Annotated in this window: 19 protein-coding genes; all 19 read right to left on the bottom strand. The window is 63.8% G+C overall.

Translation table 11 applies throughout. From position 1 onward, the window contains the following. Nucleotides 1-112: 112 nt before the first annotated feature. A complete protein-coding gene (fusA, locus tag GTW58_RS06160) occupies nucleotides 113-2,227 on the bottom strand; it encodes an elongation factor G (RefSeq protein WP_047691961.1) in 2,115 nt (704 codons plus the stop codon). A 105-nt stretch (nucleotides 2,228-2,332) separates the two neighbouring features. Next, nucleotides 2,333-2,803 carry a 30S ribosomal protein S7 gene (gene rpsG / locus GTW58_RS06155; protein WP_047691286.1) on the bottom strand — a complete coding sequence of 157 codons (471 nt, stop codon included), beginning with the start codon at nucleotides 2,801-2,803 and terminating at the stop codon, nucleotides 2,333-2,335. Beyond that, on the bottom strand, nucleotides 2,803-3,177 hold the full coding sequence (gene rpsL, locus GTW58_RS06150; protein ID WP_119933493.1) for a 30S ribosomal protein S12: 375 nt from the start codon (nucleotides 3,175-3,177) through the stop codon (nucleotides 2,803-2,805). The genes rpsG and rpsL overlap by 1 nt, the downstream gene beginning before the upstream one ends. Nucleotides 3,178-3,546: 369 nt before the next feature. Further along, nucleotides 3,547-4,359, bottom strand: coding sequence for an IclR family transcriptional regulator domain-containing protein (locus GTW58_RS06145; RefSeq protein ID WP_119933492.1), 813 nt, complete (start codon nucleotides 4,357-4,359; stop codon nucleotides 3,547-3,549). Further along, on the bottom strand, nucleotides 4,359-5,006 hold the full coding sequence (locus GTW58_RS06140) for a 3-oxoacid CoA-transferase subunit B (RefSeq protein ID WP_189587247.1): 648 nt from the start codon (nucleotides 5,004-5,006) through the stop codon (nucleotides 4,359-4,361). Before GTW58_RS06140 ends, GTW58_RS06145 begins: the two co-directional genes overlap by 1 nt. 95 nt (nucleotides 5,007-5,101) lie before the next feature. Then, a complete protein-coding gene (locus tag GTW58_RS06135) occupies nucleotides 5,102-5,782 on the bottom strand; it encodes a 3-oxoacid CoA-transferase subunit A (RefSeq protein ID WP_119933490.1) in 681 nt (226 codons plus the stop codon). Between the two features lie 13 nt (nucleotides 5,783-5,795). Then, nucleotides 5,796-7,001: a thiolase family protein gene (locus tag GTW58_RS06130; RefSeq protein WP_119933489.1), complete on the bottom strand. Its 1,206-nt coding sequence runs from the start codon at nucleotides 6,999-7,001 to the stop codon at nucleotides 5,796-5,798. Continuing rightward, nucleotides 6,998-7,366, bottom strand: a complete 369-nt coding sequence (locus GTW58_RS06125; RefSeq protein WP_119933501.1) for a carboxymuconolactone decarboxylase family protein — start codon at nucleotides 7,364-7,366, stop codon at nucleotides 6,998-7,000. The genes GTW58_RS06130 and GTW58_RS06125 overlap by 4 nt, the downstream gene beginning before the upstream one ends. A 44-nt stretch (nucleotides 7,367-7,410) precedes the next feature. Next, a complete protein-coding gene (locus tag GTW58_RS06120) occupies nucleotides 7,411-8,298 on the bottom strand; it encodes an alpha/beta fold hydrolase (protein WP_157980547.1) in 888 nt (295 codons plus the stop codon). Between the two features lie 38 nt (nucleotides 8,299-8,336). Continuing rightward, the gene (locus GTW58_RS06115; RefSeq protein WP_119933487.1) at nucleotides 8,337-9,740 is read right to left on the bottom strand and encodes a lyase family protein; all 1,404 of its coding nucleotides are present in this window, start codon (nucleotides 9,738-9,740) and stop codon (nucleotides 8,337-8,339) included. 30 nt (nucleotides 9,741-9,770) lie between these two features. Further along, nucleotides 9,771-10,388 carry a protocatechuate 3,4-dioxygenase subunit alpha gene (gene pcaG / locus GTW58_RS06110; protein WP_119933486.1) on the bottom strand — a complete coding sequence of 206 codons (618 nt, stop codon included), beginning with the start codon at nucleotides 10,386-10,388 and terminating at the stop codon, nucleotides 9,771-9,773. Beyond that, on the bottom strand, nucleotides 10,381-11,166 hold the full coding sequence (gene pcaH, locus GTW58_RS06105) for a protocatechuate 3,4-dioxygenase subunit beta (RefSeq protein WP_119933500.1): 786 nt from the start codon (nucleotides 11,164-11,166) through the stop codon (nucleotides 10,381-10,383). The genes pcaG and pcaH overlap by 8 nt, the downstream gene beginning before the upstream one ends. A gap of 174 nt (nucleotides 11,167-11,340) precedes the next feature. After that, nucleotides 11,341-12,540, bottom strand: a complete 1,200-nt coding sequence (locus GTW58_RS06100) for a 4-hydroxybenzoate 3-monooxygenase (protein WP_119933485.1) — start codon at nucleotides 12,538-12,540, stop codon at nucleotides 11,341-11,343. A gap of 111 nt (nucleotides 12,541-12,651) precedes the next feature. Continuing rightward, nucleotides 12,652-13,419, bottom strand: a complete 768-nt coding sequence (locus tag GTW58_RS06095; protein ID WP_119933484.1) for an IclR family transcriptional regulator — start codon at nucleotides 13,417-13,419, stop codon at nucleotides 12,652-12,654. A gap of 31 nt (nucleotides 13,420-13,450) precedes the next feature. Continuing rightward, nucleotides 13,451-15,463 (bottom strand): neutral/alkaline non-lysosomal ceramidase N-terminal domain-containing protein, encoded by a 2,013-nt coding sequence (locus GTW58_RS06090; RefSeq protein WP_168023475.1) that lies wholly within the window; start codon nucleotides 15,461-15,463, stop codon nucleotides 13,451-13,453. A 337-nt stretch (nucleotides 15,464-15,800) separates the two neighbouring features. Further along, entirely contained in the window at nucleotides 15,801-19,685 is a 3,885-nt protein-coding gene (locus GTW58_RS06085) for a DNA-directed RNA polymerase subunit beta' (RefSeq protein ID WP_119933482.1), read from the bottom strand. A gap of 133 nt (nucleotides 19,686-19,818) precedes the next feature. After that, a complete protein-coding gene (gene rpoB / locus GTW58_RS06080) occupies nucleotides 19,819-23,325 on the bottom strand; it encodes a DNA-directed RNA polymerase subunit beta (protein WP_168023474.1) in 3,507 nt (1,168 codons plus the stop codon). A gap of 470 nt (nucleotides 23,326-23,795) precedes the next feature. Further along, complete coding sequence (gene rplL, locus GTW58_RS06075; RefSeq protein ID WP_047691264.1) at nucleotides 23,796-24,182, bottom strand: 50S ribosomal protein L7/L12; 387 nt, start codon at nucleotides 24,180-24,182, stop codon at nucleotides 23,796-23,798. Between the two features lie 99 nt (nucleotides 24,183-24,281). Continuing rightward, on the bottom strand, nucleotides 24,282-24,812 hold the full coding sequence (gene rplJ / locus GTW58_RS06070; protein ID WP_119932884.1) for a 50S ribosomal protein L10: 531 nt from the start codon (nucleotides 24,810-24,812) through the stop codon (nucleotides 24,282-24,284). Between the last annotated feature and the right edge of the window lie 213 nt (nucleotides 24,813-25,025).

Below are 25,025 nucleotides of genomic sequence, written 5' to 3'. Positions count from 1 at the left end.
GAAATTGGAGATTGTGTCCCGCTGCCCACAAGCAGCGGGACACAGTCTCAGGAAGCCGGGTGGTGACCCGGGCGGCGGTTGCCTAAGACCAGCTCAGGCAACCGCTGACGGCTCATTCGCCGCGGTTCTTCTGGATGATCTCGTCGGCCACAGCCTTCGGGACCTCTGAGTAGGAGTCGAACTGCATCGAGTAGACCGCGCGACCCTGGGTCTTGGAGCGCAGATCCCCGATGTAGCCGAACATCTCGGACAGGGGCACGTTGGCCTTGACCAGCTTGACGCCGGTGACGTCCTCCATGGACTGGATCTGTCCACGGCGGGAGTTCAGGTCACCGATCACATCGCCCATGTACTCCTCCGGAGTACGGACCTCAACGGCCATGAGCGGTTCCAGCAGCACCGGGTTGGCGCGCTTGGCGCCTTCCTTGAACACCATGGAGCCGGCGATCTTGAACGCCATCTCGGAGGAGTCGACGTCGTGGTAGGCGCCGTCGATCAGCGTGGCCTTGACGCCCACGACCGGGTAACCGGCCAGCACGCCCAACTGCATGGCGTCCTGGATACCGGCATCCACGGACGGGATGTACTCGCGGGGCACGCGGCCACCGGTGATGGCGTTGCTGAACTCGTAGAGTTCCTCGGCATCCAGAGCGATCGGCTCGAAGGAGACCTGCACCTTTGCGAACTGACCGGAACCACCGGTCTGCTTCTTGTGGGTGTAGTCGACCTTCTCCACGGCCTTCTTGATGGTTTCGCGGTAGGCCACCTGGGGCTTGCCCACGTTGGCCTCGACCTTGAACTCGCGCTTCATGCGGTCCACCAGGATGTCCAGGTGGAGCTCGCCCATGCCGCCGATCTCGGTCTGCCCGGTTTCATCGTTGAGTGAAACGGTGAAGGTGGGATCCTCCGCCGAGAGCTTCTGGATGGCGGTGGACAGCTTCTCCTGGTCGCCCTTGGTCTTGGGCTCGATGGCCACGAAGATCACGGGTGCCGGGAAGGACATGGACTCGAGCACGATCGGGTTGGCGGGATCGCACAGGGTGTCACCGGTGGTGGTGTCCTTCAAACCGATGGCCGCGTAGATGTGGCCGGCCTGGATCTCCTCAACCGGGTTCTCCTTGTTGGAGTGCATCTGGAACAGCTTGCCGATGCGCTCCTTCTTGCCCTTGGTGGAGTTCAGCACCTGCTCGCCGGCCTTGGCCTTGCCCGAGTAAACACGGGTGTAGGTCAGGGTGCCGTAGAACGGGTGGGTTGCCACCTTGAACGCCAGAGCGGAGAAGGGGGAGGTCGAGCTCGCGGTGCGAGTCATGACTTCCTCTTCATCGTTCACGGCGTGACCCTGAACGTCCGGGACGTCCAGAGGGGAGGGCAGGTAGTCGATCACGGAGTCGAGCATGGGCTGTACACCGCGGTTCTTGAACGCGGAGCCGCACAGCACGGGGTAAGCCTGGGAGTTGATGGTCAGCTTGCGGATGCCGGCCTTGATCTCCTCCACGGTGAGCTCCTCACCGCCCAGGTACTTCTCCATCAGGTCGTCGTCGGCTTCGGCGACGTCCTCGACCAGCTTGTTGCGGTACTCCTCGGCACGGTCCTGAAGATCGGCGGGGATCTCCTGGATCTCGTACTTGGCGCCCATGGTGACGTCGCCCTTGGAGTCGCCCTCCCAGACGAATGCCTTCATGGTCAGCAGATCAACCACGCCGACGAAGTCGGACTCGGCGCCGATCGGCAGCTGCAGAACCAGGGGCTTGGCGCCCAGGCGGGAGATGATGGTGTCAACGGTGAAGTAGAAGTCCGCACCGAGCTTGTCCATCTTGTTGACAAAGCAGATACGGGGGACGTCGTACTTGTCAGCCTGACGCCACACGGTCTCCGACTGCGGCTCAACACCTTCCTTGCCGTCGAACACGGCTACCGCACCATCGAGCACGCGCAGCGAGCGCTCCACCTCAACGGTGAAGTCCACGTGGCCGGGGGTGTCGATGATGTTGATCTGGTTGTCGTGCCAGTAGCAAGAGGTCGCCGCGGACGTGATGGTGATGCCGCGCTCCTGCTCCTGCTCCATCCAGTCCATCGTCGAGGCGCCGTCGTGGGTCTCGCCGATCTTGTGGTTGATGCCGGTGTAGAACAGGATGCGTTCGGTGGTGGTCGTCTTGCCGGCATCGATGTGAGCCATGATGCCGATGTTGCGGACCTTTTTGAGGTCGGTAAGCACGTCAAGTGCCACGGTGAATCCCTTCTGAGGTGTGGCCGGTGGTCTGCCGTCCGTGCCGCTTTGCAGCGGTCGCTGTGTGGACGGCAGACCGGGCCGATGGTACCAGCGGGGCTGGTATTACCAGCGGTAGTGGGCGAAGGCCTTGTTGGAGTCAGCCATCTTGTGGGTGTCTTCACGGCGCTTGACCGCGGCACCGAGGCCGTTGGAGGCATCGAGGATCTCGTTCATGAGACGCTCGGTCATGGTGTTCTCACGGCGGGCCTTGGCGTAGCCGACCAGCCAGCGCAGAGCCAGGGCGGTGGAGCGGCCTGCTCGAACCTCAACCGGCACCTGGTAGGTGGCACCGCCGACTCGGCGGGAGCGCACCTCCAGAGCGGGCTTGACGTTCTCCAGGGCCTTCTTCAGGGTGGCAACCGGCTCGGAGCCGGTCTTCTGCTCCACACCGGCCAGGGCACCGTAAACGATGCGCTCTGCGGTGGACTTCTTGCCGTCCTGGAGGACCTTGTTGATCAGCTGGGTGACGACCGGCGAACCGTAGACGGGGTCGACAACGAGCGGGCGCTTGGGAGCGGGACCCTTACGAGGCATTACTTCTTCTCCTTCTTCGCGCCGTAGCGGGAGCGGGCCTGGCCGCGACCCTTGACACCCTGGGTGTCCAGGGCGCCGCGGACGATCTTGTAGCGGACACCCGGGAGGTCCCTCACACGACCACCGCGAACGAGCACGATGGAGTGCTCCTGGAGGTTGTGGCCCTCACCGGGGATGTAAGCGGTGACCTCGACGCCGCCGTTGAGGCGCACACGGGCGACCTTACGGAGGGCGGAGTTCGGCTTCTTGGGAGTGGTGGTGTACACACGGGTGCACACGCCACGCTTCATGGGGCTGCCCTTCAGGGCAGGCGCCTTGGTCTTCACGACCTTCGGGCTGCGGCCCTTTCGGACCAACTGCTGAATTGTTGGCACTTCGTCTCCTGGTGGTGGCGGGCCGCTCACACGGCGCCGCTCTTGTTTGGTCTTCGGCTTTTGACGGCCTACTCGTCACCCACGACGCCGTGGTGCCCTGCCTCAGGACCTGGCGTTCACGCATCCCGGTGGCGTGCGGGTGATCCGCACTGGGACGAATGGTTTGCAGACACACAAAAAAGTGGCACTGAGGTTCATCTTGCGATCCTCGGGACGGTGTCCAAGTTGCCACTGGAATGCGATCTTGTGGATCTTGACTATGACATCAAGAAGTCCACATGGGTGATCGAGCCAATCTCAGCCAGCTTAACAGAGTCCACCGGCGCCCACCAGCCCTTGAACCGGGCCCATGAGGTCGCCTGGGTCACGTCAGACGGCGCTGGCCACCAGATCTTGATGCACTGCCGCTGCGCACTGCTGCAGAGCGGGCAGGATCTGCCCCACGGGGTCATCGGCTGCGGGACTTGCACCCACCCGCATGGACACGTTGGCCGCGGCCACGGTTTTGCCCGCAGAATCCTTCAACGGCACGGCAACGGAGCGCAGCCCGGCCTCCAGTTCCTGATCGACGACGGCGTAGCCCCGCCTGCGTACTTCATCCAAACGCCTGATGAGTTCGTGCGGCGTGGACACCGTACGAGCCAGCTGGTGTTCTCCCAGGTGCTGCCCACAGCGGGCCACGGCGTCGTCGTTGCTGAGATCCGCCAACAGCACCCGCCCCATGGAGGTCGCGTGCGCCGGGAAGCGGGTACCCACGGAAATGGCAACGTTCATGATGTGGCGCATCTGCACCCGTGCCACGTACACGATGTCCGGGCCATCCAGCACTGCCACCGAGCACGATTCCTGGACCTGGTCAGAGAGTTTGCGCAAGTGCGGGGTGACCAGCTCCGGGAGGCTGAGGGCAGAGAGATAGGAGTAGCCGAGCTCCAGCACCTTGGCCGTGAGCTCGAACTGGCGACCGTCGCTGCGCACGTAGCCCAGCTCCTCCAGGGTCAGCAGGAACCGCCTGGCAGTGGCACGGGTCAGTCCGGTACGCCGTGCGACGTCGGAAAGTGTCATGGCTGGGTGGCGGTCATCGAATGCGGCGATGACCGCCAACCCGCGGGCCAGGGACTGGACGAAGTACCCACCACCCTCACGCGTGGTTGCCTCAGGACCTTGAGATGCGTCAGGTACCATCAAGCGCGCTCAAGGGCAAAAGGTACGAGCTCCTGGACGGCTTCAACATCACACCCGAACGTCTCCCGGACCACCACTGACCCGTCCCCCTCGATGAGGAACACTGCCTGGTCAGTATAGATGCGAGAGACACACCCCACGCCGGTCAAGGGCATGGTGCACTCCTCCACCAGCTTGGGCTGACCGTTCTTGGCGGTCAGGGTCATCATCACGAACGTCTGCTTGGCACCGGTTGCCAGGTCCATGGCTCCACCCACTGCAGGAATGGCATCGGGTTTGCCCGTGTGCCAGTTGGCCAGGTTCCCGTTGCGGTCCACCTGGAAGGCCCCCAGCACACAACAGTCCAGGTGACCGCCGCGCATCATGGCGAACGAGTCGGCATGATGGAAGTAGGAGCACCCCTCTGTTTCCTTCACGGGGATCTTCCCGGCGTTGATCAGATCCGGATCCACCTCCTCACCGTGTGCCTGCGCCCCCATCCCCAACATTCCGTTCTCCGTGTGGAGAGTGACGTCATCCTCCGGAGTCAGGTAGTTGGACACCAAAGTGGGTTGGCCGATGCCCAAGTTCACGTAAGCGCCGGCGGGGATGTCCGCAGCCACCACTTCCGCCAGTTCCTCCGGGCTCAGGGCGCGATCCCGAGTCATGCGAGTCATGCTGTGCTCTCTTTCAATGGTTTCGGTCCGCCTGCATGTTGCTGACCGGCCTACATGTTGCTGATCTGCACACCAGGTACCCGGAATCAGGCCTGGCCCACGGCTGGGGAGTCAATGGCCACCACGGTGTCCACGTAGATGCCCGGAGTGACCACCACCTCGGGGTCCAGCTGGCCGCGCTGCACAACGTTGCTGACCTGCACGATGGAGTGGGTGGCTGCAGCCGCCATGATGGGCCCGAAGTTACGGGCCGTCTTGCGGTAGACCAGGTTCCCGGCCGTGTCTGCGGTGACGGCCTTGGTCAGGGAGAAGTCAGCGGTGATGGGCAACTCCAAGATCTGCATCTTTCCGCCCAGCTCACGGACCTCCTTGCCCTCAGCCAGAGGGGTGCCGTAACCGGTGGGCGTGAAGAACGCCCCGATGCCTGCCCCCGCGGCGCGGATGCGTTCGGCAAGGTTGCCTTGGGGCACCGCTTCCAGTTCGATCTCACCGGCGTGGTACTTGGCATCAAAGTGATGGGAGTCCGCCTGGCGTGGGAAGGAGCAGATGATCTTCCGGACGCGCCCCAGGCTGATGAGCTTGGCCAGCCCAACATCCCCGTTGCCGGCATTGTTGTTGACCACGGTCAGGTCCGTGGCGCCTTCTTCGATCAGGGCATCAATGAGTTCCACCGGCTGACCGGCCACCCCGAAACCACCGATCATCACGGTGGATCCGTTTTTGATGGGTGCCACGGCGGCTGCCGCGCATTCGACGACGTTGAGCATGTTCAGCAGTCCTTCAGTTCGCGTCTTGGTTTTCCAGCACCACGGCAAGGCCTTGACCCACGCCGATGCACAGGGAGGCCACACCCCACCGCTGGTTCTCCGCCTTGAGGCGACGCGCCAGGGTGCCCAGCACCCGGGTGCCGGAGGCTCCCAACGGGTGGCCGATGGCAATGGCTCCGCCCCAGGTGTTCACGATCTCCTGATCAATCCCCCATTGGCGGACACAGGCCAGTGACTGTGCGGCGAAAGCCTCGTTGAGCTCCACGGCACCAACCTGGTCCCAGGTGATTCCAGCGCGCCGCAGAGCGATGTTCCCGGCTTCCACGGGGGCCTCCCCAAAGAACTGGGGTTCATTGGCAGCAGCGCCGCGCCCCGCAATGCGCGCCAGCGGATCAAGGCCCAGCACGTCACCACCAGCCGCAGAGCCCAGCCAGGCGGCGGAGGCGCCGTCGTTCATGGGAGAAGCGTTGCCCGCGGTCACGGTGCCGTTCTCCGCACGGAAGACCGTGCGCAGTCCGCCCAGGGACTCGGCCGTGGAGTCCGGACGGATGGTCTCATCCCGAGTCACCTCCGTACCCCGTTTGGAGTTGGCGGGAACGCTGACCACCAGGTCCTGGTAGCGGCCCTGATCCCATGCTGCGGCCGCCAGCTGGTGGGACCGTGCGGCGAACTCGTCCTGCTCAGCGCGGGTGATGCCGTGCTTCTCCCGCAGTTGTTCAGTGGCCTCCCCCAGAGATACGGTCCACTCCCCCGGCATCTGTGGGTTCACCAGGCGCCAGCCCAGCGTGGAGTCGGCCAGTTTGATGTCCTGCATGGGGAAAGCTCGTTCGGTTTTCGGAAGGACCCACGGTGCCCGGGACATGGACTCCGCACCGCCCACCAACATCACATCCGCTTCCTCCACCTCGATCTGGCGGGAAGCGATCATGGCGGCATCCAGGGAGGATCCGCACAGACGGTTCACCGTGGTGCCCGGCACGGAGGTGGGCAAACCTGCCAGCAGGGTGGCCATGCGAGCCACGTTGCGGTTCTCTTCACCGGCACCGTTGGCGTTTCCGAAAATCACCTCATCGATCCGGGCAGGATCAAACTCCGGTGCACGTTCCACCATGGTGCGCACCACCAGGGCGGCCAGGTCATCCGGGCGGTGGCCGGAGAGGGCACCACCGATCTTTGCGAACGGGGTCCGTACGGCGTCGTACAGGTAGGACGAAGTCACGAGGTGCTCTCCTCCTGAGCATCCAGGCGGTCAAAGACCGCGCGGGCATGCGAAAAGGCGTTGTTGGCTGAAGGTACTGACAGATAGATCGCTGACTGGAGCAGAACTTCCTTGATCTGCTCACGCGTCAACCCGTTGCGCAGGGCAGCACGAACGTGCATTTCGAATTCACCCCAGTGGCCACCTGCGATCAAGGCGGTCAGTGTGATGGCGCTGCGCATGGGTCGGTCCAGGCCTGGTCGGGTCCAGATCTCCCCCCAGGCGTAGCGGGAGATGAAGTCCTGCCACTCCTCGATAAACTCGTCCTTGCCCGCTTCGGCTCGATCCACGTGCTGATCGGACAGCACCTGGCGGCGTACGGCCATGCCGTCTGCGTGGGTTTGGGACTCAGTACGGTCTGGATGTGCACTCACGCCTCGGTCCTCTCCGGCGTTAGCCGCTGATCGGTTCCCTGAGCGGCCAAGATGGTGGCAATCTGCTGAGCCACACGCTCGGGGGCTTCGGCAGGGGGAAGGTGGGCGACGTCGTAGTACACGACGTATTGGGCACCGGCAATGGCCTGGGCCAGTTCCCGCAGCTGTTCCGGTGGCGTGGCAACGTCCTGCCCACCGGCGACGACGACCACCGGAACCACAACATGGGACAGCTGACCGTGGATGTCGAAGCCTGCCAGGGCCTCACACACCTGGGCGTACCCTTGGCGGTCTGCATCCTGGAGATCATGGAGCAAACCGGTGGACACGCCTGCGCCACTGTGGGCATCCCGGGCAATGAACCCTTCTGCGAACCACCGTTTGGCGCTGCCGATCACCTGCGTGGAGGTACCGGCCTGAGCCACCAGCTCAGCGCGTTCCCGCCAGCCCTCTGGGGTGCCCACCTTCTGAGAGGTGGTGACCAGAACTGCACCCAGAACCCGCTCGGGTGCATCCACCAGCAACTGCTGCCCTACACAGCCGCCCACCGAGCACCCGGCATAAAAGAACGATCGATCTGTTTCTGAAATGTTCTCCCCTGCCAGGACCGTGTCCATTGCCCGCACAACGCCTTGGGCCAGCTCCGCCATGGTGAACTGTTCGGTAGCTGCAGGGGTCACGCCGTGTCCGGGCAGGTCCCAACCGAGCACGCGTGCCTTGCCTGCCAGTTCACGGGCAACGGGCCCCCACAGGTTGGTCACCGAGGTCCCCAGGGAGGGCCCCACCAGCAGCAACGGCACAGCAGCCAACCGCGCACTCTGGGCTGCCGGGCCCTGCTCGGTGGGCTCCCCCAGCCCCACGATGTGAATCTCAGGAACGGCCATGGGTGTCTCCCTCGCGATCTTGGTCTGAACGATGATGGTCAAAGTTCGGTCAGTCGATTCAGAGCCCGATCCACCAGGGCGTGGGCCTCACCCACGTACTCACCGGGATCGCACAGTTGGGCAATCACCTCCGCGTTCGCGGTGCCTCCGTCTGGCAGGGGCCGCCCCTTGGTCAGTTCCACCAGACGCTGGATCACGGATGCTGCATCCTGTGCTCCGGTGCTGATGGCCGCCTGAATGGTCTTCTTGGCATCGGATGGATCTGCCAATGCCGGCGCAAGCTCGGCCACCAGACGTTCAGAGACCAACCCGGGGGCGCTGAGTTCCAGATTGCGCCGCATGGCCTCCGTGTCCACACGTAGACCTTCCGTGAGTTCCCGGGCGTGCATGGCAGCAGTTCCGGTCATGGTGAGCAGCTCACGCAGGCTCGGCCACTCGGCGTGCCAGGCCCCCTCCGGACGTTCGTCCACGAAGGCGCCGGCTGCCAGGTAGAGCTGGGCCAGCATCTGCGGAGTACGCAGCGCGGTTCGTTTGATCAACACGGAGAGCACGGGGTTCTGCTTCTGCGGCATGGCAGAGGAGACCCCACGCCCGGGGGCGCTCGGTTCCCGCACCTCCCCGATTTCCGGGCGAGCCAGCACCAGAACGTCGTTGGCAACCATGCCAAGTGCTGCACAACTCTGCGCCACGGCGGAACCGAGCTGCAGAACCGGACCACGGGCGGTGTGCCACACATGGCCCGCCTTGTCCAGACCGAGCTCGGCGGCCCACGCCTGGTTGAGTTCATCCACGGCGGCCGCACGCTCAGACGCAGGCCGATCCGCGAACAGGGCGGAGGTGCCGGCCAACGTTCCAGCCGCCCCGCCAACGGCCACCGGGAACCTCAGAGCCGCCACGGCCTGCCGGGCATCCAGCACATTGTGCAGCCACCGCGCGCAGCGCAGCCCGAACGTGGAGGGCACCGCGTGCTGGGTCAAGGTCCTGGCCACACAACTGGTGGTGCGGTGCTCAGCGGCCAACCTCCCCAGCGCCTGCAACACCGCATCAAGGTGATCCTGCACAGCGGTCACTGCACGCCGGGCCAGCAGCATGAGAGCCGTGTCCATCGCGTCCTGGCTGGTCAAACCACGGTGAACGCTCCCGGCCGCACCAGCATCCACGGCCCGCACTGCTGCGCGCACGTGCCCCAGCAGGTCGATCATGGGGTTGCCGCCCGCCTCTGCTGCAACAGCCACATCGTCGACGTTGAGCCCTCCGACCCACAACGGACCCGCGACGACGTCGTCCACCACATCCGCATGGGCCTGCGGCACCAAACCGACCACGGCCTGGGCTCGGACCCACGCGGCTTCCACCTCAACAAGACAACGCAGAAAAGCGCCATCGTCGGTCAGGCTGTGGAAACGGTGCGTTCCGGGCGTCAGGAGGCCGTGGTCAGTCATGGTGCACTCAGATGTGGTGAAGCTGCCCACTCAGGCCGAGTGGTCGAGTCGGTGGTTCGGGTAGGACAGGAAGACCGTTTCACCGTCACCCTGGAGGTGGATGTCGAACCTCAAGGAACCGTCCTCCTCACGCTGGGCAATCAGAGTGCGGCGTCGCTGCGGATCCAAGGAGGACAAGACCGGGTCCTGATCCAGTGCTGCCTGGTCCTCCGGAAGGTAGATCCGAGTGAACAGGCGGTTGAGCAGTCCGCGGGCAAACACCGTCATGGTGATGAATGCTGCCTTGCCGTCCTCTGTGGCCCCGGGGTTGACCGTGGTGAAGTCGTAATGGCCCACGTTGTCCACGGCCACCCGGCCGAATCCGGTGAAGGTGTAACCGTCACGCACCAGGGAACCAGGCTCTTGGGAGACCCGCCCCTGCGCGTCCGCCTGCCAGATTTCCAGCATGGAATCGGGCACGGGATCCCCGTGACCGTCATACACGGTGCCGTGCAGGCGCACAGCATCTGGGTGGGAGCGATCCACCAGGTTTTCGCCCCCCGGGTAGGGCAGGGCGAACCCGTAGAACGGTCCGATGGTCTGACCGGGGATGGGAATCAACCGCTCACCCGGTGCAGTGGTCGAGGTGTTGGTGTGCTGATCAGACATCAGTGTGATCCTCCGTGGGCGTGCGGTGCGAACCGGTCAGCACGATGTCCCAGGTGTAGCCCAGGGACCATTCGTGTTCAGAGGCGTCATGGTCGTAGTTGGCCACCAAACGCTCGCGGGCCTTGGGATCCATGATCGCCTGGTAAATCGGGTCCAGATCAAACAGCGGGTCACCCGGGAAGTACATCTGGGTGATCATCCGCTGCGTGAAATCCGTGCCGAACAGGGAGAAGTGGATGTGCGCCGGACGCCACGCGTTGTGGTGGTTCTTCCACGGGTACGGACCGGGCTTGATGGTGGTGAACGAGTAATTGCCGTCCGCATCCGTCAGGCACCGCCCCACGCCGGTGAAATTGGGATCGATGGGCGCGGGGTGTTGATCGCGCTTGTGGATGTAGCGCCCGGCCGCGTTGGCCTGCCAGATTTCCACCAACTGATTGCGCACGGGGCGACCGTCACCATCAAGCACGCGACCACGCACGGTCATGCGCTCACCGCTCGGCTCACCACCACCTTGGATGGTCAGATCAGCTTCCAACGCATGGACGTCCCGCTGGCCGAAGGCCGGTGCCCACAGCTCAATGGTCTCCGGATCTGCGTGGTGAAGGTCCTTGGTGGGGTGGCGCAGGATGGAACTGCGATACGGCGGATAGTCGATTCGAGGCTGCGTCTCCAGCACGCCTGAGGCGGCGTAACTGCGCTGGATCTCCTGCATGTCAGCAGAGATCTCCGCTTGAGAGTTCGCGGCGGCATCCGATGAAACAACGGGTTCAGCCATGATCATCTCCTTTGATGTTGCTCAAGCGCCGCTACGCGGCCACTTGTCAAGGACGTACCGGTGTTCCCGCCCACAGGCGACTGCTGCCACTCGTCGTCGGCCCTGATCGACTGATACGAGAATAGCGCAGATCACACGCATTGCGAACACTTGTACGCAATGCGCACAAATTTGTCAGTCCTGCCACCCCGTGTAGCACTCGGAGAAGTACGCACGTCCGCGCTCCGAGTCCGTGATGGAACCCAGTTCTCCGCGACGACGCTTCTGGGCAAACGGGTTTTCATCCTGGCGGGTGTGCATCATGTTGGTGGCCCAGTAGGAGAAGTTCTGCGCCTTCCAGACCCGCTCCAGCGCCTTGGCGGAGTAGCCCGCCAGCCCGGATTCATCACCGTCACGCAACCATGCCACCAGTGCCGGCGCCAGCACACGTACGTCGCAGAACGCCAGATTCAGCCCCTTGGCGCCAGTCGGCGGAACCGTGTGTCCGGCGTCCCCCACCAACACCAGATTGTGGTGGATCAAGGGTTCACACACGTAGGAGCGGAACTTCAGAACGGTCTCGTCAAAGATCCGCCCCTCCTTGAGCTCAAAGCCATCAGGACCCTGCATGCACTCCTGCAGTCGCGCCCAGATCTGCTCATCCGTCCAGTCAACCGCGTTGGTCTCCGGATCGCACTGGAAGTACATCCGCTGCACCGTGTCCGAGCGCTGGGAGATCAAGGCGAAACCGGCATCGGAGTTGGCGTAGATCAGTTCCGGCCAGCTGGGAGGTGCTTCACACAGGATTCCGAACCAGGCGAACGGGTATTCGATGAAGTTGTCCGTCCGCACCTCCTCCGGGATCAACTGGCGGCACATGGAGCGCGACCCGTCTGCCCCGACCACGATCTGGGCTTGGATCTCCCGGCCCGCACCCTCAGCGTCTGTGAACGTGATCCGCGGGGAATCGGTCTCGATTCCGTGCACCGCCGTGTCCGCAACGGACCAGAACACCACTCCCCCGTCACGCTCCCGCGCCTGAGCCAGATCCCAGAAGACCTCGTTCTGCGGGTACAACCACACGGACTGCCCCACGTTGTCCTGGAAGTCGATGTGGTGGTTTTCACCGTCGTAACGCAAAGTGGTCCCACGGTGCTCGTGACCTTCCGTGAGAACACGCCCCTGAACGCCGGTCTCCGTGAGCATCCACACGCTGGCGGCTTCCAGAATGCCGGCACGGTGGGTGTTGCGGATGGTGTCCGGATCGCGGGTCTCCAACACCACGGACTCGATTCCTTCCCGAGCCAGCAAGTGGGAGAGCATCAGGCCTGCAGGCCCGCCACCCACAATGCCCACCTGAGTCTGGATTGTTTGACCTGGGGTGTGCTGAACCATCCCGCTGACCTCCTGAACGCCTACCGAACAACTGTGCGCTCAGTGTGACACTTGGCTATGACAGGGCCCACAGACATCCTGTTCAATGGGATTTCACCGGAGTGCAAGCGATCACACCGGCCGCCCGTTGCGTTTCAGCGTCCGTTCCACACCGTGGGCTGCTGCCCGCAGCACCTGGACGGTGACCTCCGCATCCACGGAGACCTCTGCCCGGTCCAGTACCGCCCCCAGGCCCGCCACCACGTCTCCCCGATGGTTGCGCACAGGCACGGCAATGGCTGTCCGGTCTGGTTCCACGTTGCCCGTTTGGACCGTGTGGCCCACCGACCGAATGGCAGCCAGGATGCGTTCCAGCTGTGTGACCGTGCCCTGCGGAATGCTCTCCTGAGCCGCGTGGAGGTCCCGGAGGTACCCCTCACGGGCCTGGGGATCCATCCAGGCCAGCAGGATCAGCCCCACCGCTGAGACGTGCAACGGCAGTCTGCCCGCAACACCGGAACTGATGCTGCGCGCACCTCGGGCGGAAAGCCGCTGCAGGATCAAGACCTCCCTGCCCTGGCGCCGGCCCAATTGAATGTGCTGTCCCAACACGGCGTGGGCGTCCTGCATGAACGGCGTGGCAACAGCCGCCAAGGAAGATTCCTGGGCTGAACGGGTGGACAGTTCCCACAGCCGGGTTCCCACCACGTAGGCCCCGCCGTCGCGCTCCAACCATCCACGTTGGGCCAGCTCCCCGCACAGCCGGTGGGCGGTGCTGCTGGGCAGACCACTGCTGTCTGCCACCTCGGCTGCCGTCAGCCGCGGGCGATGCGCCGTGAACACCGCCAGAATCTTGTCCACGCGCTCAATCACGGTTTCGCCACTGCGGGAATTGGCCATGAAGGCACTCTCCCGCACGACGACGGCGCCCTCAGCCGCCCACCGTGAAATTCCGACTGGTTCCCGTCACCGACTGGTAGGTGCCGATGGCCGTCTTTCGATTGCCGGTGTAGACGAAGCGGTAGGTTCCTGCAGCACCCTGCGGCACGGTCCAGGACAAGGTCACCCGGGAGACCCCCAGACCGCGGTCCTGCCATTCAAAGCGGGTGTCAAAGTCCTGGTCGTCGCGCACCCGAACCCAGGCCCCGGCGTCGTTGCGCTCCACAGCCATGTACGTGTTGCCGCGGCGTTGATCATTGTTGGGGTGGGCCCCCACGAACCGCGCCCGCACTGTGGCGCCCGGGCCAACATTGGTGGGCTGCTCAATGACCTGACCGAACCACCGTCCGAACTCCGGAAGGTCCGTGGGAGGTTCACCCTGCAAGGAGGGCAGTGCAGTCCAGGACTTGTCCGGCGGCATGGACCCCAGGCTCACAGGTGCCCCGTTCACCATTGCACGGCCCAACTGATCCAGAACCTGACAAAAAGCGCCGGCGCTGTGGCGTCCGTAGATGGTGGCAGCGCCCTCGTACTGCTGGGAATCGTACTCATCCGGCGTGGTCACGTAATGGGTGTAGGCGTTGCACGTGCCGTGCACCAGGACATCTGCCTCCTGAGCCCCGGTGGCGGCTGCAACGGCCCGGCGGTACAGCACCCCGGTGGCCGCAGTCATCTCACCCGGCATGGCCGCAATCCAATACTTGCCCAGTCGGATCAGCTGAACGGGAACCTGCTGCTGGACCCAATCCATGGCGCCCACGGACAACAGACAAACCTTGGGCGACTGCACGGCGGCGTCAAAACGATCCACCCGGTAGCGCCAGGCCTGCAGTGTGGAAAGCAACGGGTTGCCGCCCAGACCTTCACTGAAGATGGAGACGCCCCCGCCGTCTTCTGTGCTTCCGGCGGCGAAAGCTGTGCCCAGACTGGCCCATCCCGTGCGCTCGGTTCTGCCCGTCCCGGAGAACTCCGGGCGGATGGCATAACCGCGCATGTCCACGTAGGTGATCCGCGCTTCCACACCGCTGCCCACCGGATCTCCGGCAGAGGCCAACTGAGAGCGCACCGCATCAGCCTGCCGGGTGCCGATGATCCGCATGTTCTCGAACTGGTCAGAGGTGGGGCCCTGTCCCGGTGCCAAGTTCAGGTTGGGAGTGATATCACCCGAGTTGGCATTGGCAAAAGCAGCCACGAACACCGGGCGGGACCCACTCATCAGATCCACACCGTGGTCCATACGTTCCAAGGCGTACTGCGCGTAGCCCTTGTTGTCCCCGGAGATCAACCGGTTGGTGTTCATCAGGGAGGTGGAGTGCGTAGCAAACCAGTTGATGACCGCGTCCGTGCGGCCGTCCCGCTCGAATCGCAAGGTCACAGAGGCTGGATCAATCCCACCCGGCAGAGCAGATTGCAGTTCCACGGGATTGCGTTGAAAGGCCACCGACGAGCGATTCACCCCGGCATCGGTCAGCTCTGATCGGCTCACGCGCAGATGCCCTGGGGCCTTGTCCGCATCCGCGGCCAGAACAGCCTGAACCATGGCATCCACCTGGGCCTCAAAGCTGCGCCGATGGAAACCCCATGTGGTGACGTTGTGCAACTGGTCATGCGTGGCGCCACCGGGAGTGGCATGGGTGTGGGTGCTGGAAATGACCACCTGCGCCTGAGACCAACGCCCGGGTGCCCGCCGGCCGAGTCGACTGAGCACAGCCTGGCGAACGGCGTTGGACGGGGAGAGGATCTCCGCCACCACGATTGCCACGTGTTCCCCGGTGCTCTGGTCCTCGATCACGAACGCGCGTACGCGTTGGCGCATGTGCACCCCACGGCCTGTTTGCTGGGTGTCCCCGTAGCCGAAGAACCCCACACCACCGGCCGGTCCCGTGCAGTCCGTGACTGCACGGCCGATCAAGAAGGTGGGGTCACCGCCCCACTGGGTGGGAGCAGCCTGCGCTGCTGTGAACCCGGAGGCCGTGGTGGCTGCCCCTGCTGTGGCAGCTGTCATGACTCCCAGCACACCCCACTGGCCCACTTGTCTGCGGGTGGGCTGCGGGTCGACACCATCCCCCTGGTTCAGGTGGCCACTTTGGGGTCCGGCAACGCCGTCACAGTCAACCGAAGGAACGTTCCATGTCGTTTCGGCCCTGTCGAATGCGCGCGCGTTCATGGGCATCATGGTAGACCCGGAACCCTGCCTTGGATGCAGGTGAACCCGCATTGTCCGCACACGAGGGGACAGCACAAAAGGTGAGGTCCCCTCCCCCGCAGCAACGGGGAAAGGGCCCTCACCCTGGCTGATCAAGCATCAGCCGTGGTCACTGTGGTCAGTGACGCAAGCACGCTCAGTTGGCGCCGAAGTCGTAGTCCTCCAACGGGATGGCCTGGAACTCAGAACCCAACCCGGAGTTCTCCTCCGCGTACGAGAAGTCCGCGTAGGCACCGGAATCGGTGAACAGAGTCGCCTTGGCCTCTTCCGTGGGCTCAACGCTCACGTTGTTGTAACGAGCCAAACCGGTACCGGCCGGGATCAACTTACCGATGATCACGTTCTCCTTCAGGCCCACCAGCGGATCCGACTTGGCTTCCATGGCAGCCTGAGTCAGAACACGAGTGGTCTCCTGGAAGGACGCCGCCGAGAGCCAGGAATCCGTGGCCAAGGAAGCCTTGGTGATACCCATCAGCTCAGGACGGCCCGCGGCCGGACGCTGCTGCTCGGACACAGCCTTGAGGTTGGCCTCACGGTAGCGCACGTCATCCACCAACTCACCCGGGAGCAGATCGGTGTCACCCGACTCGATCACGGTGTTGCGGCGCAGCATCTGGCGGACGATGACCTCCACGTGCTTGTCGTGAATGCCCACACCCTGGGAGCGGTACACGCCCTGGACCTCATCCACCAAGTGCTTCTGTGCAGCGCGGCGGCCACGGATGCGCAAGACCTCCTTGGGGTCCACGGCACCGGCCACAAGCTGCTGGCCGACCTCCACGTGATCGCCATCAGCAATCAGCATCTTGGCGCGACGCAGCACCGGGTAAGCGAACTCTTCGTCCCCGTTGTCCGGAGTGACCACAACGCGCACACCCTTGTCGGTGTCCTCGATGTTCACACGGCCGGCCACCTCAGAGATCGGAGCCACGCCCTTGGGGGTACGGGCCTCGAAGAGCTCCTGGATACGGGGCAGACCCTGGGTGATGTCACCGTCAGAGGAAGCCACACCACCGGTGTGGAAGGTACGCATGGTCAGCTGGGTACCGGGCTCACCGATCGACTGCGCGGCAATGATGCCCACGGCCTCGCCGATGTCCACGAGCTTGTTGGTGGCCAAGGAACGGCCGTAGCAAGCAGCACAAACACCCACGGCGGACTCACAGGTCAGCACCGAGCGCACACGAACCTCGTCCACGCCGGCGTTCAACAGGGAGGCGATCAAGGCATCCGAGATGTCAGCACCGGCTTCTGCCAGCACCTCACCGTTGGCATCGGCGACGTCGATGGCCAGCACACGACCGTGCACGGTGTTCTCGACCTCTTCGTGCAGCACACGGGCGCCGTTTTCCTCAACCGCCAGGGGCAGAGTCAAACCACGATCCGTGCCACAGTCCGCCTCACGGACAATGACGTCCTGGGACACGTCCACCAGACGACGAGTCAGGTAACCCGAGTTGGCGGTACGCAAAGCGGTGTCAGCCAGACCCTTACGGGCACCGTGCGTGGCGATGAAGTACTCCAGAACCGACAAGCCCTCACGGTAGGAGGACTTGATGGGACGGGGCATGATCTCGCCCTTGGGGTTGGCCACCAGACCACGGATACCCGCGATCTGACGGACCTGCATCCAGTTACCACGTGCACCGGAGGAAACCATGCGGTTGATGGTGTTCAACTCGCCCAGGTTCTCCCGCATGGCCTCGGCAACCTCATCGGTGGCCTTGGTCCAGATGTCGATCAACTCGGAGCGGCGCTCGTCGTCGTCGATCAAACCGGTGTCGTACTGGCCCTGAATCTTGGCGGCCTGAGACTCATAGCCCTCCATGATGCCGGGCTTGGCGGGAGGCGTGGCGATGTCGGAGATCGCCACGGTGATCCCGGACCAAGCGGCCCAGTAGAAGCCTGCGTCCTTGAGGTTGTCCAGGGTCTGGGCAACCACACCCATGGGGTAGGTCTCGGCAAGGTCGTTGACCAGCTTGGACAGGAACTTCTTGTCCGCAACGCCTTCAACCCACTGGTAGTCGGCCGGCAGCTGCTGGTTGAAGATCACACGACCCAGCGTGGTCTCCAGCGTGACAGCATCGCCCTGCTCGAAACCCTCAGGAGCAACCCAACCGGCGTACGGCACAAAGTCGTTGACCACGATCTTGGCCTTGGCGTTGAGGTGCAGCTTGTGGGCATCGAAAGCCATGATGGCCTCAGCCACCGAGGAGTAGCTGGTAGCCGTACCGACCTCGTCGGCACGCTCGGTGGTCAGGTGGTACAGACCGATGATCATGTCCTGCGAAGGCAGTGCGATCGGCTTGCCGTCCGAGGGCTTCAGGATGTTGTTGGAGGACAGCATCAGGATGCGGGCCTCGGCCTGGGCCTCCGGGGACAAGGGCAGGTGCACAGCCATCTGGTCACCGTCGAAGTCCGCGTTGAACGCCGAGCAGACCAACGGGTGCAGCTGGATGGCCTTGCCCTCCACCAACTGGGGCTCAAAGGCCTGGATGCCCAGACGGTGCAGGGTTGGTGCACGGTTGAGCAGCACCGGGTGCTCGGTGATGACCTCTTCCAGCACGTCCCACACCTGCGGGCGGTAACGCTCCACCATCCGCTTGGCGGACTTGATGTTCTGAGCGTGGTTGAGATCCACCAGGCGCTTCATCACAAAAGGCTTGAACAGCTCCAGAGCCATCTGCTTGGGCAGACCGGCCTGGTGCAGCTTCAGCTGCGGACCCACCACGATGACCGAACGGCCCGAGTAGTCCACACGCTTGCCCAACAGGTTCTGACGGAAGCGGCCCTGCTTGCCCTTGAGCATGTCGGAGAGCGACTTCAGCGCACGGTTGCCCGGTCCGGTGACCGGGCGGCCGCGACGGCCGTTGTCGAACAGGGAGTCCACAGCCTCCTGCAGCATGCGCTTCTCGTTGTTCACGATGATCTCGGGAGCACCCAGATCCAGCAGACGCTTCAGGCGGTTGTTGCGGTTGATCACACGACGGTAGAGGTCGTTGAGGTCGGAGGTGGCAAAGCGGCCACCGTCCAGCTGCACCATGGGGCGCAGTTCCGGCGGGATCACCGGAACGGCGTCCAGGACCATGCCCAGCGGGGAGTTGTCCGTGGTCAGGAAGGCGTTGACCACCTTCAGGCGCTTGAGCGCACGGGACTTCCGCTGACCCTTGCCGGTGGCGATGATCTCCCGCAGGGTCTCTGCCTCACCAGCCAGGTCAAAGGTCTCCAGGCGCTTTTTGATCGCCTCGGCACCCATGGAGCCCTCAAAGTACATGCCGTAGCGGTCCACCATCTGGCGGTACAGGGCCTCGTCACCCTCGAGGTCGTTGACCTTCAGGTTCTTGAACCGGTCCCACACGCGCTCCAGGGCCTCGACCTCACGGTCGGCGCGCTTGCGCACGTTGGCCATCTGGCGGTCTGCGGCGTCACGCAGCTTGCGCTTCTCAGCGGCCTTGCCGCCCTCGGCCTCAACCGTGGCCAGATCCTGCTCCAGGTCACCGGCGATGGCCACGACGTCGGAATCGCGCTGGTCCTCCAGTGCCTTCTTCTCACGGTCGATGGCAGCCTGCAAGTTGGGGAGGTCGTCGTGACGAGCCTCCTCGTCCACCTTGGTGATCATGTAGGCGGCAAAGTAGATGACCTTCTCCAGGTCCTTCGGCGCCAGATCCAGCAGGTAGCCCAAACGGGAGGGAACACCCTTGAAGTACCAGATGTGGGTCACAGGAGCTGCCAGCTCGATGTGGCCCATGCGCTCACGACGCACCTTGGCACGGGTCACCTCAACGCCGCAGCGCTCACAGATGATGCCCTTGTAGCGCACGCGCTTGTACTTGCCGCAGTAGCACTCCCAATCACGGGTGGGGCCAAAGATCTTCTCGCAGAACAGGCCGTCCTTCTCCGGCTTGAGCGTGCGGTAGTTGATCGTCTCGGGCTTCTTGACCTCGCCGAAGGACCAGCTACGGATCTGGTCGGCCGTGGCCAGGCCGATCCGCATGAGGTTGAGTGAAGAATCGTTGGACATAAGGATCCTTGATCTCTTTCTGTGAATTCTTCTTGAAATCTTGTCTGGATGAAGTCGGTGGGGTGACCCGCCGTCGTCGTCACTGACTCAGTGCACAACGACGACGGCGGCTCACCTGGGCGCAGGCGCCGGCTCAGACCTCTTCGACCGAGCTGGGCTCGGAGTGGGAGAGGTCGATGCCGAGCTCCTCGGCTGCGCGGAAGACCTCGTCATCCGCATCGCGCATCTCAATGGTCTGGCCGTCGGCCGAGAGGACCTCGACGTTCAGGCACAGGGACTTCATTTCCTTGATCAGGACCTTGAAGGATTCGGGGACACCCGGTTCGGGGATGTTCTCGCCCTTCACGATCGCCTCGTAGACCTTCACGCGCCCGTGAACGTCATCGGACTTGACCGTCAGGATCTCCTGCAGCGTGTAAGCGGCGCCGTAAGCCTCCAGGGCCCAGACCTCCATCTCACCAAAACGCTGACCGCCGAACTGAGCCTTACCGCCCAGCGGCTGCTGGGTGATCATGGAGTACGGACCGGTGGAACGGGCGTGAATCTTGTCGTCCACCAGGTGGTGCAACTTCAAGATGTACTGGTAACCGACCGAGATCGGGTCCGGGAACGGCTCACCGGAACGGCCGTCGAACAGCTGGGCCTTTCCCGTGTGGTTGATCAGACGATCCCCGTCACGGGTGGTGTTGGAGTGATCCAGCAGGTCGAAGATCTCGTCCTCGCGGGCACCATCGAACACCGGGGTGGCCACGTTGACCTGTCCCGTGGACTTGGGGAAGTTGGTCAGACGATCCAGCCACTCGGGGTTTCCCTCGATCTCCCAGCCCTGCTTGGCCAACCAACCGGTGTGAACCTCGAGCACCTGGCCCAGGTTCATACGGCCGGGCACACCCAGCGGGTTCAGGATCACGTCAACGGGGGTTCCGTCAGCCAGGAACGGCATGTCCTCGACCGGCAGGATCTTGGAGATCACACCCTTGTTGCCGTGACGGCCGGCCAGCTTGTCGCCGTCCGTGATCTTGCGCTTCTGCGCCACGTACACACGCACAACCTGGTTGACACCTGCGGGGAGGTCATCGCCGTCGTCGTCGCGGTCGAACACACGCACGCCGATCACGGTTCCGGACTCGCCGTGGGGCACCTTCAGGGAGGTGTCACGAACCTCGCGGGACTTCTCACCGAAGATGGCGCGCAGCAGGCGCTCCTCCGGGGTCAGCTCGGTTTCACCCTTGGGGGTCACCTTGCCCACCAGGATGTCACCGGCCTGGACCTCGGCACCGATGTGGATGATGCCGCGCTCGTCCAGTGCGGAGAGCACTTCCTCGGAGACGTTCGGGATGTCACGGGTGATTTCCTCGGCACCGAGCTTGGTGTCGCGGGCATCGATCTCGTGCTCCTCGATGTGGATCGAGGTCAGGACGTCGTCGGAGACCATGCGCTGGGAGAGGATGATGGCGTCCTCGTAGTTGAGGCCCTCCCAGGACATGTAGGCCACCAGCAGGTTCTTGCCCAGCGCCAACTCACCGTGATCGGTGGAGGGACCATCGGCGATGACCGTACGGTTCTCCACGCGGTCACCCTCGGAGACGATCACACGCTGGTTGTAGGTGTTGCCCGGGTTGGAGCGGACGAACTTGCCCACCACGTAGTCCTTGGTGGTGCCGTCGTCATTGGCCACGGTCACGTGGTCGGCAGCAACCTCGGTCACCACACCCGGCTTGACGGCCAGCACGGAATCGCCTGCGTCCATGGCCGCAAAGCGCTCCATACCCGTGCCCACCAGCGGGGCCTCGGTCACCAACAGCGGCACAGCCTGGCGCTGCATGTTGGCACCCATCAGGGCTCGGTTGGCGTCGTCGTGCTCCAGGTACGGAATCAGGGCAGTGGCCACGGAGACCATCTGGCGCGGGGAGACGTCCATGAACTCGACGTCACCGGGCTCAACCAGCACAGCTTCACCGGAACCATCGGCGGCACGGGCCAGCACGGCGTCCTCGGCAAAGCGGAGGTCGTCGGTCAGCGGAGCGTTGGCCTGGGCGATCACGACACCGCGCTCGTCATCGGCGGTCAGGTACACGACGTCGTCGGTCACCACACCGTCGATCACGCGACGGTACGGGGTCTCGATGAAACCGAACGGGTTGATCCGCGCGTAGGTGGCCAACGAGCCGATCAGGCCGATGTTGGAACCTTCAGGGGTTTCGATCGGGCACATACGGCCGTAGTGCGACGGGTGGACGTCACGGACCTCCATGCCGGCGCGGTCACGGGAGAGACCACCCGGGCCCAGCGCGGAGAGACGGCGCTTGTGCGTCAAACCGGCCAGCGGGTTGTTCTGGTCCATGAACTGGGACAGCTGGGATGTACCGAAGAACTCCTTGATCGCAGCCACCACGGGGCGGATGTTGATCAGGGTCTGCGGGGTGATGGCCTCGACGTCCTGCGTGGTCATGCGCTCACGCACCACACGCTCCATACGGGACAGGCCCGTACGGATCTGGTTCTCGATCAGCTCGCCCACGGCACGGATGCGACGGTTGCCGAAGTGGTCGATGTCATCGACGTCGATCCGGATCTCGCGTGCCTCGCCGTCGCGGACACCCTGGATGGAGTCGCCGCCGGCGTGCAGGGTGACCAGGTAACGGATCATGGCCACGATGTCCTCGATGGAGAGCACCGAGGCATCGGGGTCGTCAAAGCCCTTGTCGATACCGAGCTTGCGGTTGATCTTGTAGCGCCCGACCTTGGCCAGGTCATAGCGCTTGGGGTTGAAGTACATGTTGTCCAGCAGCTGCTGGGCAGCATCAACCGTGGGCGGCTCGCCCGGACGCAGCTTGCGGTAGATGTCCAGCAGGGCATCCTCGCGGGTCTCCGTGGTGTCCTTCTCCAAGGTGGCACGGATGGAGTCGAACTCGCCGAACTCTTCCAGGATCTTGGACTCGGTCCAGCCCAGGGCCTTGAGCAGAACAGTCACGGACTGCTTGCGCTTGCGGTCCAGACGCACGCCCACCTGATCGCGCTTGTCGATCTCGAGCTCGAACCATGCACCGCGGGACGGGATGATCTTGGCGGAGAAGATGTCCTTGTCCGAGTTCCGGTCCTGGCCCTTTTCAAAGTAGGCACCCGGGGAACGCACCAGCTGGGAGACAACAACACGCTCGGTGCCGTTGATCACAAACGTGCCCTTGTCAGTCATGAGCGGGAAGTCGCCCATGAAAACGGTCTGCTGCTTGATCTCACCGGTGGTGTTGTTCATGAACTCGGCCTTGACGTACAGCGGGGCCGAGTAGGTGGCGTCACGGTCCTTGCATTCTTCGACCGTGTACTTGGGGTCGTAGAACTCAGGCTCGGTGAAGGACAGGGACATGGTGCCCTGGAAGTCTTCGATCGGAGAGATCTCCTCGAAGATGTCTGAGAGCCCCGAGGTGGTGGGAACACCGGTCTGGCCGGCGTCCTGTGCCTGGCGCAGGCGCTCCTGCCACTTCTCGTTGCCGACCAGACGGTCAAAGCTGTCGGTCTGCAGCGCCAGGAGGTTGGGGACCTCCAGGGGCTCGTGAATCTTTGCGAAAGAGACACGACGCGGGGTGTTGTTCCCTGTCGTGCTTGCGGTGACGGACGAATCGGTGCTCGAGGCGACCAAGATGAGATTCCTTCCACAGATCTGCAAGTGAATCGCGCGGTTCCCGTCCGATGTGACGGTCTCATCAACTCCGGCTCAACGATGCACCGGACCAGGGGTCTCAGTGATGCTGACTAGGGGGAAGTACGGGGTTGATGGTTCCGAAGGGGCGCCCACCGCTATATGAAGGCACGCTGAAATCAGGGACGACGCAAAGATCCAGAATAGGCCACAGAACGCGCCGTGTCCACCACCGGATGGAACTTCCTGCTAGTCTTCCGCGCCCGTCGTCGTCGCCGGGCACCCCGCCCCACCCGCCGAGCAGTGGGTTGTGCCGCCCATCAGGGCTCATGGGCGGCACAAGTCACTGCTCGGCCGAGATCACCGGTACAAGTCGCGGCTCGGCGGGGAAGAACGGCACAAACGAACGAACCCCGTGCACCTGAAGTGCACGGGGTTCGTTCAGCAAGATGCGGCTCAAGCCGCGGAACTCACTTGAGGGTGACGGTTGCGCCAGCGGCCTCGAGCTGCTCCTTGGCCTTCTCGGCGTCCTCCTTGGAGGCACCTTCCAGGACCGGCTTGGGAGCGCCGTCGACGAGGTCCTTGGCCTCCTTCAGGCCGAGGGAGGTCAGGGCGCGCACCTCCTTGATGACGCCGATCTTCTTGTCGCCGGCAGCCTCGAGGACGACGTCGAATTCGGTCTGCTCTTCAGCAGCGGCCTCGCCGCCGGCAGCCGGAGCGCCAGCAACAGCAACAGCAGCCGGAGCGGCAGCGGTGACGTCGAAGGTCTCCTCGAAGGCCTTCACGAACTCGGAGAGCTCAATGAGGGAGAGCTCCTTGAAAGCGTCAATCAGTTCCTCGGTGGAAAGCTTTGCCATGGTGATGGCTCCTTCTTGGTTTGAGTCTGCGTCCGTACCCGTGGTGGGTGATGGACCGTTCAGATCTGGGGTCTTGCGGTGTGTGGGACGTCAGAGACGTCAGGCAGCCTCGCCGGTCTCCTCGACCTTGGCGCGCAGGGCCTCGGCCGTGCGGACCGTCTTGGACAGCGGGGCCTGGAACAGTGCGGCAGCCTTGGACAGCGATGCCTGTGCGGCACCGGCAACCTTGGCCAGCAGAACCTCGCGGGACTCGAGGTCCGCAAGCTTCTTGATTCCGTCTTCATCAAGTGCGGCGCCATCCATGTAGCCGCCCTTGAGGATCAGTTCCGGGTTTTCCTTGGCAAAGTCACGCAGGGACTTGGCGACGGCGACCGGGTCACCGGCAACGAACGCGATGGCTGAGGGGCCGTTGAGCTTGCCCTCGAACGCGTCGATGCCGACTTCCTGGGCGGCGATGCCGGCCAGCGTGTTCTTCACCACGGCGTACTCGGCTTCTTCACCGAGTGCGCGGCGCAGCTGCTTGAGCTGAGCCACCGAGAGACCGCGGTATTCGGTCAGCACAGCAGCATTGGAAACAGAGAACTGCTCCTTGAGCTCTGCTACCGCGGCGGCCTTTTCCGGGTTCGCCATGGCACTCCTTTCCTGGTGGGCCGGTCGCATCCGTGCGAATCCCAACAAAAAACGCCCCGGCAGGAGCCAGGGCGTTGAGGCACACACTTGACATGGAGATCAAGCACGAACAGAAACGTTCAGGACACCTGCGTTGGACGCCCTTGCGGGCTCTTACGGCGGTTCCTCACGTGTGCACCAGGTGTGCTGCATACATGATGAACCACGACCGAC

The sequence above is a fragment of the Kocuria subflava genome (assembly GCF_012163155.1).
Taxonomy (GTDB): Bacteria; Actinomycetota; Actinomycetes; order Actinomycetales; family Micrococcaceae; genus Kocuria; species Kocuria subflava.
This window is presented reverse-complemented; position numbering and strand designations above follow the sequence as displayed.

Bases quoted from the DNA above. Each gene is read 5' to 3' on its own strand.
- rpsG (WP_047691286.1), bottom strand. From the start codon at position 2,803: ATGCCTCGTAAGGGTCCCGCTCCCAAGCGCCCGCTCGTTGTCGACCCC.
- GTW58_RS06145 (WP_119933492.1), bottom strand. From the start codon at position 4,359: ATGGTACCTGACGCATCTCAAGGTCCTGAGGCAACCACGCGTGAGGGT.
- GTW58_RS06140 (WP_189587247.1), bottom strand. From the start codon at position 5,006: ATGACTCGGGATCGCGCCCTGAGCCCGGAGGAACTGGCGGAAGTGGTG.
- GTW58_RS06135 (WP_119933490.1), bottom strand. From the start codon at position 5,782: ATGCTCAACGTCGTCGAATGCGCGGCAGCCGCCGTGGCACCCATCAAA.
- GTW58_RS06125 (WP_119933501.1), bottom strand. From the start codon at position 7,366: ATGGCCGTACGCCGCCAGGTGCTGTCCGATCAGCACGTGGATCGAGCC.
- GTW58_RS06120 (WP_157980547.1), bottom strand. From the start codon at position 8,298: ATGGCCGTTCCTGAGATTCACATCGTGGGGCTGGGGGAGCCCACCGAG.
- GTW58_RS06115 (WP_119933487.1), bottom strand. From the start codon at position 9,740: ATGACTGACCACGGCCTCCTGACGCCCGGAACGCACCGTTTCCACAGC.
- pcaG (WP_119933486.1), bottom strand. From the start codon at position 10,388: ATGTCTGATCAGCACACCAACACCTCGACCACTGCACCGGGTGAGCGG.
- pcaH (WP_119933500.1), bottom strand. From the start codon at position 11,166: ATGGCTGAACCCGTTGTTTCATCGGATGCCGCCGCGAACTCTCAAGCG.
- GTW58_RS06100 (WP_119933485.1), bottom strand. From the start codon at position 12,540: ATGGTTCAGCACACCCCAGGTCAAACAATCCAGACTCAGGTGGGCATT.
- GTW58_RS06095 (WP_119933484.1), bottom strand. From the start codon at position 13,419: ATGGCCAATTCCCGCAGTGGCGAAACCGTGATTGAGCGCGTGGACAAG.
- GTW58_RS06090 (WP_168023475.1), bottom strand. From the start codon at position 15,463: ATGACAGCTGCCACAGCAGGGGCAGCCACCACGGCCTCCGGGTTCACA.
- GTW58_RS06085 (WP_119933482.1), bottom strand. From the start codon at position 19,685: ATGTCCAACGATTCTTCACTCAACCTCATGCGGATCGGCCTGGCCACG.
- rplL (WP_047691264.1), bottom strand. From the start codon at position 24,182: ATGGCAAAGCTTTCCACCGAGGAACTGATTGACGCTTTCAAGGAGCTC.
- rplJ (WP_119932884.1), bottom strand. From the start codon at position 24,812: ATGGCGAACCCGGAAAAGGCCGCCGCGGTAGCAGAGCTCAAGGAGCAG.